Here is a 17,404-nt window from a genome sequence, read left to right as displayed (position 1 = left end):
GTTTACTTAAGTGTTAAAATCCAATCAACGATTGACTTTATATCAGCAACCTTCATAGTAGAATGTGGAGGCATTGGAACTTCGCCCCACACACCTGCACCACCTTTAGTAATTTTATTTGTCAAATAATCCATTGCCTTCGGATCATTTTTATACTTCGCTGCAACAGCGGTAAATGCAGGGCCTATAGATTTTTCAGCTGTTTTGTGGCAAACTGTACAATCTGTTTTTGCCATAATGGCTTTTGCAATTGATTCTTTTGAAGCAACTCCTGTCTGGTGACCCATTATAGTCGCACCAGCTTTTGCAACTTTACCTGGTTTTGTAACCGCGCCATAGTTATAATCGATTCTCACTAATGCTGCATCAGGGTTTTTTGCAAACCAGCCTTTACCGTATTCTAATACATATAGTTTATTATCAGGACCTAGTTCCATATCAATCGGAGCAGCTAAAGGTACATTAGCCATAAATGGTTCCATACTTACATAATCGCCATTTGGAGCCATAGAAACGGCTTTTACCCATCCACGAATCCACTCATAAATTAACAGCTTTCCGTTATAATAAGCAGGGTATGAAGTTACTCCAGGTTTGGTGTAAAAAACAGGGCCGGCCATAGCCGTACGACCACCTTCACCTAACTGTGGGAAATCTGGAGACACCGCATATGGGTACCAAATGAATGCTGGCTGCGCAGGAGGTAATTGCGTTAAGCCGGTGTTGTTAGGCGAATTGTTGATTGGAGAAGCTGGGTCGAAAGCATCACCGCTTTGACCATTAGTATAGTCGTATGCGCGGTAAGGATAGTTCTTGCCAATAAATAATGGCCAGCCAAAGTTACCCGCCTTACGTGCCTGGTTCACCTCATCATAACCTCTTGGGCCACGGTTCGGATCGTCATTTTGAGCATCAGGTCCAACTTCGCCCCAATACAAATATCCGGTTTTTTTATCAACAGAAATTCTATAAGGATTTCTATTACCCATTACGAAGATTTCAGGTTTAGCTTTGGGATTATTTTTTGCAAATAAGTTGCCATCAGGAATACTGTAGGTTCCATCAGTATTCATTTTAATTCTTAAGATTTTTCCTCTCAAATCATTTGTGTTACCTGCAGATCTTCTTGCATCATACTGATGAAGATCAGGACGGTTGTCGAGCGGAGCAAATCCTTTGTTCTGGAACTTGTCATTTGGAGCAGGACTATCAAATGGTGTCGAGTTATCACCTGCAGACACATAGAGTAAATTGCCTGGACCAAAAGCGATCGAACCACCAGTATGGCAGCAAATATCCCGTTGAGAATAAAACTCAAGAATTACTTTTTCAGATGTTAATGATACCTTATCGTTAAGTAATTTGAAACGTGATAAACGGTTTACAGACTTTGCGGTAGGACTATAAAAGGCATAAACAAAACTATTAGTAGCAAAGTTCGGATCTACTGCCAGACCAAGCAATCCCTCTTCCGCATTTACACCTTTTACATTCGTTTTACTGTAAACATCAAGTTTTCCAGCATCCTTCAAGGATTTAGTGGCATTTTTATAAATAAGGAATTCGCCTCGTCTTTGAGAGATCAGAACGTCTTTGTTAGGCAATACAGCAATTTCAGTCGGTTCTGTGAACTGGCCCTCTGTGAGGGTCACTTTTACGAATCTGTTCTGATCTGGTGTATCGATGGCTAGTTTGTTTGTAGTTTTGCTATTTACGCCTGTAGTTTTAATCTGGGTAAATGCAAACAGTGATGTCAAGGCAACGCCTGACAATACTAATTTTAATGGTGCTTTCATCAAAGTATAATGTGTGTTGGTTTCAAAGATTAAATATAGAAAGATATATTCGAGATTTTCGCCTATATTCGATATTGTAACAAAATCATTATTTTCCAATGTTTATTATTGATACATGTTTTTGCTACTTTTAAATTTTAAACCATAAAACACATTATGAAACTTAATTACCTAAAGTTTGGAACAACCGCATTTGTCTGGTTGTTAGGAACTGCGCTTGCGTCTGGTCAGCAATTAGCGGACCAGTCAGGAGTTGATCTTAAAGATCTTTCAGCATTCAAAAACCCAGGTCAGACATGGTCCGTTGCGGGTGGCGTTACTACAAATTTAAATGAAGTAAACGTTTTAAATGTTACCAAAGGGACAGGCGTCCTTGTTAACCAACCAACAAAAAAAGTTGCCGGTTCTGATTTGCTTACCCTTGGTGAGCACGGAGATATCGTTCTAGACCTGGATTACATGATGGCCAAGGGTGCCAATTCAGGAATTTATTTGCAAGGAATCTATGAAATTCAATTAGAGGATTCTTGGGGTATGTTGAATTCGACAGCTTCAAATAACGGTGGAATCTATGCGAGATGGGATGATACTAAACCAGAAGGAAAGCAAGGTTATGAAGGACATGCTCCTCGTCAGAATGCAAGTAAAGCACCTGGTCTATGGCAACATATCAGAATTGCTTTTCAGGCAGCTAAATTTGATGGTTCATTGAAGAAAACTCAAAATGCACGTATTATTTCTATTGAATTAAATGGGGTAATGATTCATGATAACATTGAACTGTTTGGATCTACAAGAGGAGCTAACGGTTTTGAAAAGCCAATGGCCGCTTTACGCTTACAAGGTGATCATGGTGCCATAGCATTCAAAAATATTAAATTCTCGAAGTTACCTGCAGATGCGGTGAGCAGACAAAGGGGAAATGATACTGATCCTATTTATATAGATGTAGCAACAACGCCGAATGTGCGCAGTTTCGTAGACATTCCGGGTGGAACTAAAGTTGTTCACGCAATCTCTGTGAGTAGCCCCTCACAAGTTCACTATAGCTACGACCTTGACAATGGATATCTATTTCAGGCTTGGCACGGAGATTTTGTTGACGCTACCCCAATGTGGGATGGCAGAGGCAACGGGACTTCAAGGCCTCGTGGAAGTTTAATGACATTTACTAAGAAACCAGTTCCTACCCTGGCAAAATTAACTGATGCTAATGCGGCTTGGTTACCTGATACTACAGGAACAGGGTTCCGTACTAAAGGATATATGGTAGATGATAACAACCGTCCAACCTTTACCTATAACATGTATGGTACTAAGGTTACTGATGCGATTAAAGTTCTGGATGGCGGACAGGGATTAAACAGAGAAATCAGCCTTGCTACTCCCGTTGATAATGTATATGCATTGTTGGCAACCGGGGTTTCTGATATTCAGGAGCTATCTAAAGGAGTATACCTTATAGATGGTCAGTCGTTTTATTTAAAATTTGACGATCTCAAAGACAAACCTGTAATCAGGGATGCAAATGGCAAGAAAGACTTAATAGTTCTTGTTCGTGGTAAGTTAAATTATTCTATTTTATTTTAAGAGCGTTTGATAATGAGATATACTTTTAAAATGCTGGCAATGCTGGCTTTAAGCTTTAGTTTTACAACGGGGTTTGCTCAGGAAACGCCGAAAGAAGAAGATTTCTTCAAAATGAATAAAGTAATGACACCTGAAGGATTGATTCTTGAGGTTGGAGGATTAGTAACACTTCCTAACGGAGACCTTGGGATTTCAACAAGAAGAGGAGATGTTTACATCGTTGAAAACCCGACCAGCAATAGACCTTACTTCCGTCACTTTGCAAGCGGTTTACATGAGATTTTAGGATTGGCTTACAAAGATGGTGCATTGTACTGTGCGCAACGTGGAGAGCTAACCAAATTAGTTGATAACAACATGGATGGTAAGGCAGATGTCTACGAAACAGTTTATGCATGGCCATTAAGCGGTCATTATCATGAATATAGCTTTGGACCAAAAATCGCTACCGACGGATCATTCTTTGTGACTGGTAACGTTGCTTTTGGTGATGAAATGTGGTACCGTGGTGAGAGCCGTGTGCCAATGCGAGGTTGGGCAATGAACATTACTGAAGACGGCAAAATGCAGCCATGGGCAACAGGGATGCGTTCTCCTGCCGGACCGGCCGTTATTGACGGACAATTCTACTACACTGATAATCAAGGTGACTGGGTGGGATCAGGTGCGATTTGGAAAGTTAACAAAGGAGATTTTATTGGTCACCCAGCTGGATTAAGATGGACTGGACGATCAGATTCTCCAGTTAAGTTAACAGAAGAATACTTCAGATCTAAGATCGACGAAAGAAGAGACGTTAATGCTGAAGGAAGAGCTATCAAGCCTGAGAACAGGGTTAATGAAAACTTTAAAATGCTTTGGGAAATGAAGAAAGATTTCCCTGAGTTGAGATTACCTTCTGTATGGCTTCCATATGGTATTTTAGGTATTTCCACTTCAGAACCTGTTAAAATACCTGCTGGTGCATTTGGACCCTTTGAAGGCCAGATCCTTGTTGGTGATCAAGGGATGAGTATCATTTCACGTATCTTTTTTGAAACAGTAAATGGGGTTGAGCAAGGTGCATCATTTATGTTCAGAAGCGGTTTTCGCTCTGGAGTATTAAGAATGGCATGGGGTACTGATAACTCATTGTTTGTAGGTGAGTCCAACCGCGGTTGGGGTTCTGCAGGTGATGCAAATGAAGGGCTTGAGCGTTTAGTTTATAATCCGAGCAAAACTCCTTTCGAAATGAAAGCAGTTAGGGCAATGCCTGATGGTTTTGAGATTGAATTTACAAGTCCGGTCGATTCCAAAACCGCAAATGACTTAGCGTCATACAATGTAGAAAGCTATCTGTATAAATATCATCCAGTGTATGGTTCACCCCCAATCAACAAAGAGGCTTTGAAGATCAAAGGTGTGAAAGTTTCTGCCGATGGATTAAGAGCAAGATTAGTTGTTGATAATTTACGTCAATATTACATCCATACAATTACTGTAGAAGGTGTCAGAGAGAGCAACAATGCTACGCCATTGTTGCACCCAATTGCCTACTATACGCTAAACAGTATTCCTAACGGAGACAAATTATCTATGTCTGAAGTAAGCACTAAAAACTCATCAAACGACAAAACAGTTTCTGCAATACCTGGAGGTGCTAAAAAACCAACAATTGCTGGTAAAGTATTGTCGCCATCTCAAAATGCTCCAGAAATGAAAAGTGCTGCTGCAAACACCGTAGTTGCAAATTCAGGTAAAACTGTTGCACCGACTTATGATCAGGTAAAAGGATTGCTAACGAGTTATACTTGCGTAGCTTGCCACAACTCTACCAAGAAACTAGTTGGTCCTGCATTTTCTGAAATTGCTAAACGTAAATATACAGCTGAGAAGATTGTTTCTTTGATTCATAATCCACAGCCGCAAAACTGGCCGACCTATCCAACGGAAATGCCACCAATGCCACAGGTTACTAAAGCTGACGGTTTGAAAATCGCAGCTTATATTAACTCTTTAGCTAAATAGCCTCCCGGCTGTAGTTTAAAGAAGATATTTATTTGGTATAATCATCTTGAATTTAAGGTTATACCAAATAAATATTTTATTTTAACAGTCTATTATAACCTCACAACCAATATAACTAATGAACAAATTACAGACCTACGATTACATTGTATTTTTTATATACTTTATAATCGTATCATCTTATGGATTTTATATCTATTACAAGAAGAAAACTGCATCTGCAGACTCTAAAGATTATTTCCTAGCAGAAGGCTCACTTACTTGGTGGGCAATTGGAGCCTCACTTATTGCCTCGAACATTTCTGCTGAGCAGATGATTGGCATGAGCGGTTCTGGCTTTAAGCTAGGTTTAGCTATATCTGCTTACGAATGGATGGCTTCAGCTACCTTGATTATTGTAGCGATATTTTTTATGCCTGTATATCTGAAGAACAAAATCTTCACGATGCCACAGTTTTTGAGTCAACGCTACAACGAAAAGGTTGCTATGATTATGGCTGTTTTCTGGTTAATGTTGTATATCGTAGTAAACCTAATGTCCATCCTTTACTTAGGAGCTTTGGCAATAAGTGGTATATCAGATCTTCCAATTACTTTATGTATTCTAGGATTGGCCATATTTGCAATCATCATCACTCTTGGAGGAATGAAGGTGATCGGTTATACAGATGTTATTCAGGTATTCTTTTTGGTGATTGGTGGCTTAGTGGCTACATATATTGCGCTAAATATGATCTCGGGAAACCAGGGTATCGGTAAGGGTTTCAGTATTTTAAGAGCGGGTGCTTCAGAGCACTTCCATTTAATATTTAAGAAGGACAATCCTAACTATATGGATCTTCCAGGATTGAGTGTATTAATTGGTGGTATGTGGATTGCGAATTTAAGTTACTGGGGATGTAACCAATACATTACTCAAAGAGCGCTTGGCGCTTCTTTGCCAGTAGCAAGATCAGGATTACTATTCGCAGCTTTCTTAAAAATGCTGATGCCTGTGATTGTAGTTATCCCTGGTATTGCCGTTTACTATATTATTAAAGAAAAGATCCCTGGAATAAGTGGAGCTGATATGATGACATCGTCAGGAATACAGGATCCAAACAAAGCTTATCCCGCATTATTGGGATTGTTACCAAGCGGCTTAAAAGGTTTATCGTTTGCTGCCTTAACAGCTGCTATCGTAGCCTCTCTTGCAGGTAAGGCTAACAGTATTGCTACTATTTTTACTTTAGATATCTATAAAAAAGCATTTAATCCAAACGCGGGCGAAGGTAGATTAGTAAACGTCGGAAAAATAACTGTAGTCGTTTCTATGTTGCTAGCCGTTGTACTTTCCTTAATTATTGGTGATGCATTGATGGGAGAAGGTAAGCAAGGATTCCAGTATATCCAGGAATATACAGGGTTTGTATCGCCGGGTATCTTCGCAATGTTTATCCTAGGTTTTTTCTGGAAGAAAACTACTTCCAATGCAGCGCTTTTTGCTACTATAGGTGGATTTATCGTATCAGTTATCCTTAAGTTTTTACCGGGATGGGTAGACCTGTCTCGGTTGTACGAGTATGGATGGGCGGTTGCGAATTCTTCAGGTGTATTCGAAATACCATTCATAGATAGGATGGTCATTGTATTCGCGGTCTGTGTAATTGGTATGTACCTTATAAGTATTTACGAAAACAAAAAAGGTGTTAAAACTAACGGACTGGAAGTTGATTCAAGCATGTTCAAAGTATCTACTTCATTCGCGGTTGGATCATTGATAATTGTCGCGATGTTAGTTGCCTTATACACTGCGTTCTGGTAAGAAATAAAATTTTATGATACAGAAAGGCCAGATGAAGAAAATCATCCGGCCTTTTGCATATAATCGTCGTGATTGATCAATATTTGAATACTTTTCCGTCAACCATTACTTCTTGTTTGGCTTCATCAAAAGTTGCCTTCTGACCAGTCCTTACCGCGGCGTTAGTCATAATATTTGCTATAGAGTGATAATAACCAGCCTCAATTGGTGCATTGGTCTCATTCCTGCTTCTTACACAATCCATCCAGTTTCGCATATGAGCAGAAGTAAGCTTGTCGCCCCCTGTATTTGCTGAAGCAGCTACCTTCTCAACCATTTCAGAAAGCTTTAATTCAGGTAATAGGTTGGCCTGCATGTTCATTGCTTTTGCTGCACCAGCAGTTAACCCTCCTCTGGAGGAAACTGTGTTATTGATCAGATTTAGTTCACCACCATTGGCGTAGTAAATTTCGGCAGGATTCTCATCACCGTTGTGCATTCTCGATGTAAAAACCACCTGGAAGCCATTGGTTGGATCATTTTCTTTACCGTAGTCAAAAACTGCCGTTGTGGTATCCCAGTTACGGCGACCGTCTTTCCATTTATAGATTCCGCCATTAGCTACAACGCTACGCGGATGCTTCAATCCTGAAAACCAATGGACGGTGTCAATTTGGTGGGACATCCACTGGCCAGGCATGCCTGAAGAAAATGGCCAAAACAACCTGAACTCCAAATATTTACGAGGATCCCATTCTTCAAATGGACGGTTTAGTAGGAAACGCTTCCAGTCCGTATCTTCCTGTTTAAGTTTAGCTACAAGATCAGGTCTGCGCCATCTGCCTGGTTGATTGACGTTCCAACTCAGTTCAACCATCGTAATGTCTCCGAACTTACCTTCTTTAATAAATTCTGATGCTGCTTTATAGTTGCTTCCGCTACGTCTCTGTGATCCGATTTGGAAAACTTGTTTGGATAATTTTACTGCTTTCAAAGCCATTCTCGCATCTTCCATAGTTTCAGCAAAAGGCTTTTCACAATAAACATCACATTTGTTATTCACTGCTTCTGACGCATGAGAGGCATGTGCAAAGTCCGGAGAGCTGATTATTACCGCGTCAATGCTTTTTAGACCATAAAGCTCATCATTGTTTCTGCAAGCGGTGATGTCGTGGCCTAACTTGCTTTTCAAATAATCTACAGCTAGATTCCTACGGTAGTTCCATAAGTCTGATACTGCAGTGATATCGAAATTCAACTCTTTGTTGTGGTTCAAGAAGCTTGGTAACAATGCATCTTTAAAACGGTCGGAGAAACCAACTATACCCACGCGTACGCGATCATTAGCACCTATAATGTTGCCGTAACTTTTGGCCGACCACCCCATGGTTCCAGCATATGTGGCGGCCGCGGCTATCGTAGATTGTTTAATAAATTTCCTTCTAGACTCTTCCATAATTTTACATTAAAGCTCTCTAATTTTTATACTTCTGAAGGATACACGGTCACCGTGATCCTGTAGTAAAATGTGGCCTTTAGGTGCCATTCCAAATCCCTTCCAATCTTTGTATTTACTGGCCGATACTAGCGAATAAAACTCAGGGGTGCCGCGCGTAAATTCTGTCACCATGATGCCGTTTAGCCAATATTCTATTCTATTGTCTTTATTAATCCGGATAAGTCCACGGTTCCATTCACCAATAATGCGAGTTGAGTTAGCTGTTTTCTTACTGGCGATAAGGTCATATAAAGAACCCAAAGTTCGATTCCCATCTTTACCTAACTTTGCATCAGGGTGTCTCAAGTCGTCAAGAATTTGATATTCCATCCCGATAGCAGAGCCATTGTTTCCTTCAGTCAGCGTCACAAAATATTTAACGCCGCTGTTGGCGCCTTCGGTAAGTTTGAAGTCGAACTTCATTTCAAAAGGCCCATATTCTTTTATGGTAACAATATCTCCACCATTGGTAGACTCAGCTCCAGTCGCTTTATCAACACTCAATTCTCCATTAGAAATATTCCAGCCTTTTGCCGGGAACTTATCCTTATAGGCACCAATCCAACCAGTTGTTGTTTTACCATCCCATAATAACGAGAATCCTTCCTTCTTTTCTTGAGCCGACAAATCATTTGGGATCATATTCACCACGAAGATGCTATCTGTTTTGCTAGGGCTTAAAGCGGTCGTTTGAATACGAATGTTACGCCAGCGGATCCGTTTGCCAGGCTTATCGTTCTTCCCAATCGCATGAACCTGCAACGCGATGAAACCAATGGGAGTAATGTTATCTATCAAATTTGCAGTAGGAATTCCATTAATCCAGGTTCTAATAGAGCTACCAATGCATTCAATCCTATATTTGTTCCAGGTATCTTTTTTAAATGCGTTTTGTCCGGCTGGATTAATATCCATTGGATACAACCATCCACGTCTTGCCTCGTCGTATAGCCCACCACTCCATTTCCTGCTGGATGGATCGACTTCCACCTGGTAGCCATGAACCCGGTTATTTTGATAATCTGATTTGCTTTCACTTCTAATCTGGATACCGGAGTTCATTGAGTTGTCTACAAAAAGCTCCAATTCTAGAATGAAGTCACCATAATTTTTCTCTGTTGCCAAGAAGGAATTCGGTTCATTTGATACCGTTGTCCCTACAATTTCGCCATTAGCAATTGTATAACTTGCTTTACCATTCAATTGTTTCCAACCCAAGAGATCCTTGCCATTGAAAAGGGTTTCCCATTTTCCAGACTGGGCTTGCAGCGAAATGGGCAGAGATCCTACGAATAGCGCCGCTAAAACTAATAATTTTGTATTCTTCATTGTTTGTATGTTGTCGATGATTGTTATTTTTTATAAGCTAATTTGTTTTACCAAATGCGCTCGCTTGTTGATTCAAGGTCTCCGGCTTTACTTCCTCATTTGTTGTTATCAGCATCCTGTATCGGAAGGTTACTGACTCACCCGGTTTCAGTGTGAGGTTTAGTTTTTCCCTTCCATTACTGAATACTTCCTGACCCAGTGGGTTTGCTGCAAAGAGACCATACTCACGGGCATGCCAATAGGTAGGGTATCCTGGATTTTTAGGATGATCAATTATTGCAATGGATAATGGTTTACCTTCTTTAATGCCGAATAGGGCGCACCATGTGCCCCTCGTAGCCCAAACCCCAACTCCCGTTTTTCCTTCACTAGTTAAATAGTTTCCACTTGCACCATTCCCTGACGCAGGAATCTTGGTGATGGTTCCGTGGCTATCTGTAAATTCTTCAACCTTATCTGAAGGGAATTCCAGTTCTTTTGTAAGCCGTATTCCCAACATACCATCTTTTATGTCTTTGAAACGTACAGTGTCTTTTTGAGCAGTCAACGTTGTTACCCTATCTATAGTTCTAGTATCCTTAGAACCGCTGAACACAAACCTGGTTTCTTCTTTTAATAAAATATCGTTGACCTGATTTTCCCAGTTTGCGCTGTACGAAAGCTCACCAGATTTTGTACCGCTCTTGGTTTCTGTTATCCTGACGTTTCTTATCCATCCGAACTTATCTTTACGATCTGCCGGAATAGCGAAGGAATTGTTCCAAAAATCTAGTCCATTTACACTTTCATAATTCAACCAATAGCCAACATGATGTGGATGGTCAGTCCGCTCACCATCTCTACTTTTTAAGGGAAAACCTCTGGTAACAATTGACCCATTAGCTGCATTGATTGGATATAAAACTGGCTTCTCCATATTATCCGGGAAGATCAAACTGGTAAAAGGCTTTCCGTCAATGACAACCGCCACACTCTTATCTGTTTTACTTTCGATAACTTTTACACTTTTCGTTTGGGCGAGAGAGGGAAAAGTGAAAAAGCAACAGGCAAGAATTAATAATTTGTTCATGATATCTGGTTATACAGTTCCGCTGGGCGCAGGAATGTTTAAATAAATATACCTTTCTTTATGTACAAACTCGTCAAGAATTGCCCTTTACAATTGAAAAATTACGAAAACGATTGCGGCCATACCCAACGGATATCGCTAATAACTCCTATTATTGTAAATCAATTTTCTGCTGATGAAACTCAAACACTTTCTTTCCTTTTTAATCAGCATAAGCGCAACCTTGCCTGCGATAAAAAGCTTAGGAAATGATAACCTATTGAAGTCAGTATCAGTGTTGCGATTTAAAATACCACCCTATCTTAAACAAGGAGATACTATCGGCATAACAAGTCCGGCAAGCTATATGCTGGTTGAAGACATCCAGCCTTCTATAAACGTGATGGAAAGTTGGGGCTTCAAAGTAGAAATTTGGAAGTCAGTCGGACAGAAAGATTTTACTTTAGGTGGCACAGATACGGAAAGGGCAGCAGACTTTCAAACTATGTTTGATGACCCTGATATAAAGGCAATTATGTGTACCAGGAGAGGATACGGAGTGGTGAGAATGATCGAACAGCTTTCTTTTAGGAAGTTTAAAAGACATCCCAAATGGATAATTGGTTTCAGCGATATTACCATGCTTCATACCCACATCAATAGCAGATTTGCTATCGCTACCCTGCATTCAAAGATGTGTAACAGCTTTCCGTCCGAATGGACAAAAGCGACTCCAATAAAAATTGAGACAATATTGTCGATCAGGCAAACCCTGAGTGGCGAACCGGTAAAATACAGTGCTTTGGCATCGCCGGGCAACAGGTTTGGGAAAGTAGAAGGAGTATTAATTGGCGGAAATCTAAGTTTAATTGAAACTGCAGCTGGGACAAGCTTTGATCTAAATACAGACAGTAAAATTCTTTTTCTTGAAGACACTCAGGAACAGCTTTATAGCATAGACAGGATGCTTTGGAATTTAAAGAGAACAGGGAAGCTAGATCGTTTGAAAGGCTTGATAGTTGGCGGCTTCAAGGCTAAGGTAGATACATCTGGAAATGAATTTGGTAAAACTGTCTATGACCTTGTAAATGAAAAGGAACTTAAATACCCTGTATGCTTTGATTTTCCTGTTGGGCACCAAGTCAATAACTACCCCTTAAAATGTGGGGCACAGCATATCCTAACAGTTGACCAAAATGGAGGATCACTTGTTTCTATCTAGTTCCAACTCTATAAAGCTCTCTCAGTTAACAGGGCATATTCAGCATGAGCTAGAAAATGTATTTGCTAAGCAGACCTTTTGGGTAATCGCAGATGTGACAAACCACACTTACAAGTCTCAATCAAATTACCACTACTTCGAACTCGTGGAAAAGGACTCAGGATCATCCAGGATTACAGCCAAGATAGCTGGCAGGGCATGGGGAAATGCATCACTAAATATTTTAAACTTTGAAAATGATACGGGTCAGAAATTCAGAAATGACATCAATGTGTTGATCCAGGTTTCTGTACAATACAGCTCCGCTTTTGGGATGCATTTGAACTTGTTGGATATCGACACAAATTATTCGCTCGGTCTGTTTGAACAACAAAGAAAACAGAACTTAGAAAGATTAGTTAAAGAGAATCCAGCGTTTATTCGCAAAGTTGGAGAGCAGTATATTACCAGAAATAATTCAATATCATTTAACAGGGTAATTCAAAAGCTAGCGATTGTATCATCTGAAACATCTGCAGGCTATTTGGATTTTAAGCACACTTTGGATACAAATCCTTATGGTTACCACTTTGAGATAGATAACTACTTTACTCTCGTTCAGGGCGAGGTAAATGCGGCACAAATTCTTGCGAAGATGGTAGATGCGTTCAATTCAAATTCAAAATACGACGCATTGATCATTATCCGTGGCGGTGGAGCTCAAATAGACTTCCTAATATTTGATAATTACGATTTAAGCAGGGCAGTTGCCAAGTTTCCGATACCTGTAATCACAGGCATTGGTCATCAAAAGAACGAAACGATAGTAGATTTGATGGCGAACACCGCTACAAAGACACCTACGAAAGCAGCTGAGTTCATTATTGCGCATAACCGTCTATTTGAAGAATCAATCCTAAGCACTCAAAAGATGATGCTAATTAAGACTCTTCAGTTATTGACCAACCAGAAAGAGAGGCTCTCCCAGTTAAAGAATGCGACCTGTAATTCGACGAAGGATCTCTTGCATAAATACGAGAGGAATATTCTCAATCTGTCAGGATCAGTCCTTACAAACCCAAGAATCATTTTATCGAACAAGGAGAAGGACCTGACAAATATTATTATTAGTCTCCGATCGTTCAATAAGTCCTATTTTAATAACCAGCGAGGTCAAATTGCCCATTTTTTATCCCTAGCGAAGATGATGAGTCCACAAAATATCCTCAACAAAGGCTTTGCGATTGTAAAGGCTAATGATAAAATACTGAGTAAGTCAAACGATATTCAGGAAGGAGATGAGTTGACCGTGATATTTTCGGAAACAGAAATTAAAACAATAGTACAATCAAAATCAGCATACAATGAAAGAGAATTTGACTTATGAGACAGCTTATAGAGAGCTTACAAAAATAGCCTATGATATTGAAAATGAATCTGTATCTGTAGATGTCTTAGCAGAAAAAGTTAAACGGGCTTCGATATTGATCGGTTACTGTCAGGCAAAGTTGCGATCTACAGAAACTGAGGTAAACAAGATCATTAAGCAAATGGAAAGCAACGGCTAGATCCAGCTATTGGCCTTATACCAAGCAACTGTCTCGTTGACTCCTTTTTCAAGATCATATAGTGGTTCATAGCCAAGATCGTTTTGGATATGAATAATCTCGCAAGCCCAATTTACTGCTGTAAGTTCTGCCATCTTTTCTTTATTTAAGGTTGGGGCATGTTTACTTCGACTGTAGAGCAGCTCCATAACAGATGCAAGCAGATCAACCACCAGTACCGGAAGATGAAATTTAAATGTTCTTTTTCCTAGTGCCTTTTTGATGAACGTTGCAAGTGCATAACGATCGTAAATCTTGCCGTCTGATATGTTATATGAAGTGCCAACAACCTCTGAAAAAAGTGCCTTAACAATTATATACGCTAAATCTACCACATAAACAAAGCTGAGTTGCTGCTTGAAACTTCCAATATGAGGCTCCAGCCTTCTGTTAATTGTGTTAAACAGAATGAAAATGTCTTTTTCACGTGGGCCATAGACAGCAGTGGGTCTGATAGTAATCAACGGAAGCCTGGGTATTTCTGAAAGATATTGCTCAGCTAATTTCTTGCTGGCTCCATAGCTGGTCACTGGATGCGGCGCTGAATCGTCTTTAAGCTTTCTTGAAAGATCTGATAATGGACCTATCCCCGCAAGACTGCTTACAAAAATGAACTTTTTGACCTTATAATTTGCCTTACTAATAGCGATTCCTAGATTCCTTGTGAAGTGTGCATTTACTCTATTGTAAATAGCCTCACCTTTGGCCTTTGTTATTCCCGCAGCATGTATTATGTATTGAAACTGATGTTTTTCCAATGCGCTTCGAAGTTCGTCAACGGAACTATAATTCAGATTAACGTAAGAGATTCTAAAGGATTTTAAATGGCATGTGTCGCTATGTTCGCGAACTGCTGCATATACTTCCAATCCGGCCGACAATGCCTGTTCAATTAAATGATATCCAACAAAACCTGTGGCACCAGTGATCAGTACCTTTTCGGTCATATACTTTTTTCGAAGATTCTGTATTTTTTGTATGGATCGCCTTTAATAGCAATGATTGCATTGTTAACCAAGTCGTTGTGTTCTAAGGTCCAGCCAGCTTCTGCATATTTCAAGCCCTTCTCGCGATAAGCTTTAATAATGCGTGCATATATACAAGCTTCAATTCCCATTTTACGGTAACCATCGATCACACCTAAAAGTAAAATTCTGATGCCTGTCACTTTACTTTTGCCTAATAATAGCTTGAAGATACCTGTCGGCAATAAGCGGCCTTTTTTGATCTTGATTTGGATTTGATTCATATCAGGTATGGCTGCACCGAAGCCGACCAGCTTACCATCTTTTTCCGCCACCAGGCAGAAATCCTGATCGAGTACCAATTTTAAATCTTTAGCTTGATAATCGAATTCTTCATCATTTAATGGAACAAATCCCGTATTCTTATCCCATGCTCTGTTGTAAACTTCTCTTAAGCTGGCAGCTTCCTCTTTAAACTTCTTTAAATTGATTTTACGGATAGTAATTCCATTGCGAGTTAAGCGTTCCTCCAACCGATCCAGAAGCTTAACTGAGCGATCATCGTACGCATCACCAGTAAATCTCCAGGCAATCAGATCAACCTTCTTCTTTAAGCTGGCGCCTTCCAACAAAGAAATATAATATTCAGAATTGTAAGGCATCATTACTACAGGTGGAGAATTAAAACCTTGAATGAGTAGTCCACAGCTTTCATTGGTTGAGAAATTAACAGGACCTATTAAAGAACCAGTTACTCCTTTTTCCTTCAACCAATACTCCGCTGTTTTAATCAATAATTTTGCAGCTTCCTGATCATTGATACAATCAAAAAAGCCAAAAAAACCGTCATTAGCATTGTTTAATATATTATGACTATTGTTTAGGATGGATGCGATACGACCAATTACCTTATCTCCATCGTAAAGCAAAAAACACTGCAATGAAGAGTGTTTATGAAATGGATGGGTAGTCAGAAGGTCGCGTTGGGCAATAAAGAGCTCTGGAACATAATTTAGATCTTCCGCATACAGCTCATGTGGGAAATCAATAAATGTTGCTAATTGTTTTTTGCTGGTAACAGCAACGATTTTTCTCATGAAATGCTTAATTGCGATGTGGTCTGGAGTTGAACTTGCTTCGATGCTGAAGTTAATTTGTCTACAGCTTCCTCGATCTGTTCAAAAGTATGCGTAGCCATTAGAGAGAATCTTATTAAGGAAGAATCACTCGGCACAGCTGGGGACACTACAGGATTTACGAATATTCCGTTTTTACTGAGGATATTAGTAATTAAAAAAGTTTTATCATTATCTCTGATATAAACAGGAATGATGGGACTGTCGGTGTGTCCGATATCAAAGCCTGCTTCTAATAATAGTTTCTTAGCGTAGTTTGTGTTCGCCCAAAGCTGATCAATTCTTTCTGGTTCAGATTCAATAATATTAAGGGCCGCAATAACACTTGCAACTGCCGAAGGTGGCATGCTAGCACTGAACATCAGCGATCTTGCGCGGTGCTTAACAAATTCAATTGTTTCTTCAGTTCCCGCAATAAACCCACCCAAGGAAGCTAAAGATTTACTAAATGTACCCATAATTAGGTCAACCTTGTCAGTAAGGCCATAATGAGAGGCAATGCCTGAGCCATTCAAGCCAATTACACCGAGACTGTGGGCATCGTCCATCATGATATTGGCGCCGAACTCATCTGCGATCTTGACGATTTCTGGAAGGTTAACAAGATCACCCTCCATGCTGAATATTCCATCTGCAACGATAAGCTTTGCCGCATCTTCTGGTAATCTGCTTAATTTCTTGCGCAGGTCATCCATGTCATTGTGAACATATTTTATAGATCTTGAAAATGATAATCTGCTGCCGTCAATGATTGAGGCATGATCATATTCATCAAGAACTAAATAGTCATTTCTATCGAGCAAACAAGAAATCACACCAAGGTTAACCTGAAAACCTGTACTAAATAAGACTGCAGCTTCTTTACCAACATATGCAGCGAGTCTTTTTTCCAATTCGATGTGGATATCTAAAGTTCCGTTCAAAAACCTAGAACCTGCGCAGCCTGTGCCATATTTATCAATTGCTTTTTTGGCAGCTTCTTTTATATCAGGATGATTAGTTAATCCAAGATAGGAGTTAGATCCAAACATCAACACCTTCTTCCCATCTATGATCACCTCGGTGTCTTGCCCAGATTCTATTGCCCGGAAATATGGATACAATCCTTTCTCCTTTATTGCTGTAGCGTCTTTGAAAGCAGCTATCCTATCGTGTAATTTTTTACGCATACTAGTCCTTATATTTAGATTACAGAGCAGAGTTTGTTGTAGTTTGGTTCATTATTACGGATCATTTGCTCTGTTTGATAACACCTTCTTTACATTTAATTAAAGTCAACATTTATGCCAATAAATAAACTTTTCAAATTTAAGACCATTAACATAGAAAACAAAACATAAAGTCGGGTAACATTCAATATATTACTTTTTAAATTAAATATTACAATTTACTTATAATTTATTAACAGTACTTAAGTAGCACTGGGAAATTGGGCTACATTTCG

General features: G+C 39.6%; 13 protein-coding genes. 6 read left to right on the top strand and 7 right to left on the bottom strand.

Annotated features, from left to right (window positions below):
- Positions 1 to 2: 2 nt before the first annotated feature.
- Positions 3 to 1,796, bottom strand: coding sequence for a PQQ-dependent sugar dehydrogenase (locus tag ACHFIZ_RS07525; RefSeq protein WP_410884431.1), 1,794 nt, complete (start codon positions 1,794 to 1,796; stop codon positions 3 to 5).
- Between the two features lie 156 nt (positions 1,797 to 1,952).
- Here ACHFIZ_RS07525 and ACHFIZ_RS07520 point away from each other — a divergent pair, with 156 nt between their 5' ends.
- The 3 genes from ACHFIZ_RS07520 to ACHFIZ_RS07510 all read left to right on the top strand — a co-directional run bounded on the left by ACHFIZ_RS07520 (position 1,953) and on the right by ACHFIZ_RS07510 (position 7,197).
- Positions 1,953 to 3,386: a DUF1080 domain-containing protein gene (locus ACHFIZ_RS07520; RefSeq protein WP_410884429.1), complete on the top strand. Its 1,434-nt coding sequence runs from the start codon at positions 1,953 to 1,955 to the stop codon at positions 3,384 to 3,386.
- Between the two features lie 12 nt (positions 3,387 to 3,398).
- The gene (locus ACHFIZ_RS07515; protein ID WP_410884427.1) at positions 3,399 to 5,393 is read left to right on the top strand and encodes a hypothetical protein; all 1,995 of its coding nucleotides are present in this window, start codon (positions 3,399 to 3,401) and stop codon (positions 5,391 to 5,393) included.
- Between the two features lie 118 nt (positions 5,394 to 5,511).
- On the top strand, positions 5,512 to 7,197 hold the full coding sequence (locus ACHFIZ_RS07510) for a sodium/sugar symporter (protein WP_410884425.1): 1,686 nt from the start codon (positions 5,512 to 5,514) through the stop codon (positions 7,195 to 7,197).
- A 76-nt stretch (positions 7,198 to 7,273) separates the two neighbouring features.
- Here the strand turns inward: ACHFIZ_RS07510 and ACHFIZ_RS07505 are convergent, their stop codons facing one another.
- From ACHFIZ_RS07505 to ACHFIZ_RS07495, 3 genes are read right to left on the bottom strand one after another with little or no spacing between them, the layout of a single operon-like run.
- Positions 7,274 to 8,632 carry a Gfo/Idh/MocA family protein gene (locus tag ACHFIZ_RS07505; protein WP_410884423.1) on the bottom strand — a complete coding sequence of 453 codons (1,359 nt, stop codon included), beginning with the start codon at positions 8,630 to 8,632 and terminating at the stop codon, positions 7,274 to 7,276.
- A 9-nt stretch (positions 8,633 to 8,641) separates the two neighbouring features.
- The gene (locus ACHFIZ_RS07500) at positions 8,642 to 10,003 is read right to left on the bottom strand and encodes a DUF1080 domain-containing protein (protein WP_410884421.1); all 1,362 of its coding nucleotides are present in this window, start codon (positions 10,001 to 10,003) and stop codon (positions 8,642 to 8,644) included.
- A gap of 37 nt (positions 10,004 to 10,040) precedes the next feature.
- Positions 10,041 to 11,072, bottom strand: coding sequence for a PmoA family protein (locus ACHFIZ_RS07495; RefSeq protein WP_410884419.1), 1,032 nt, complete (start codon positions 11,070 to 11,072; stop codon positions 10,041 to 10,043).
- Between the two features lie 175 nt (positions 11,073 to 11,247).
- Here ACHFIZ_RS07495 and ACHFIZ_RS07490 point away from each other — a divergent pair, with 175 nt between their 5' ends.
- The 3 genes from ACHFIZ_RS07490 to xseB are packed head-to-tail and all read left to right on the top strand — an operon-like array spanning position 11,248 to position 13,820.
- Positions 11,248 to 12,273: an LD-carboxypeptidase gene (locus tag ACHFIZ_RS07490; RefSeq protein ID WP_410884417.1), complete on the top strand. Its 1,026-nt coding sequence runs from the start codon at positions 11,248 to 11,250 to the stop codon at positions 12,271 to 12,273.
- On the top strand, positions 12,248 to 13,639 hold the full coding sequence (gene xseA, locus ACHFIZ_RS07485) for an exodeoxyribonuclease VII large subunit (RefSeq protein WP_410884415.1): 1,392 nt from the start codon (positions 12,248 to 12,250) through the stop codon (positions 13,637 to 13,639). The genes ACHFIZ_RS07490 and xseA overlap by 26 nt, the downstream gene beginning before the upstream one ends.
- Positions 13,617 to 13,820: an exodeoxyribonuclease VII small subunit gene (gene xseB, locus ACHFIZ_RS07480; protein WP_410884413.1), complete on the top strand. Its 204-nt coding sequence runs from the start codon at positions 13,617 to 13,619 to the stop codon at positions 13,818 to 13,820. Before xseA ends, xseB begins: the two co-directional genes overlap by 23 nt.
- Here xseB and ACHFIZ_RS07475 read toward each other — a convergent pair.
- Genes ACHFIZ_RS07475 through spt form a run of 3 tightly spaced genes read right to left on the bottom strand, consistent with a single transcriptional unit; the run spans position 13,817 to position 17,129 of the window.
- On the bottom strand, positions 13,817 to 14,806 hold the full coding sequence (locus ACHFIZ_RS07475; RefSeq protein ID WP_410884411.1) for an NAD-dependent epimerase/dehydratase family protein: 990 nt from the start codon (positions 14,804 to 14,806) through the stop codon (positions 13,817 to 13,819). The two genes, xseB and ACHFIZ_RS07475, sit on opposite strands and share 4 nt — an antisense overlap.
- The gene (locus ACHFIZ_RS07470) at positions 14,803 to 15,921 is read right to left on the bottom strand and encodes a GNAT family N-acetyltransferase (RefSeq protein ID WP_410884409.1); all 1,119 of its coding nucleotides are present in this window, start codon (positions 15,919 to 15,921) and stop codon (positions 14,803 to 14,805) included. The genes ACHFIZ_RS07475 and ACHFIZ_RS07470 overlap by 4 nt, the downstream gene beginning before the upstream one ends.
- A complete protein-coding gene (spt, locus tag ACHFIZ_RS07465) occupies positions 15,918 to 17,129 on the bottom strand; it encodes a serine palmitoyltransferase (protein ID WP_410884407.1) in 1,212 nt (403 codons plus the stop codon). Before spt ends, ACHFIZ_RS07470 begins: the two co-directional genes overlap by 4 nt.
- Between the last annotated feature and the right edge of the window lie 275 nt (positions 17,130 to 17,404).

The sequence above is a fragment of the Pedobacter sp. JCM 36344 genome (assembly GCF_046546555.1).
Classification (GTDB): domain Bacteria; phylum Bacteroidota; class Bacteroidia; order Sphingobacteriales; family Sphingobacteriaceae; genus Pedobacter.
The sequence above is the reverse complement of the archived record's forward strand: the minus strand, read 5'-3'. Positions and strand labels throughout refer to the sequence as shown.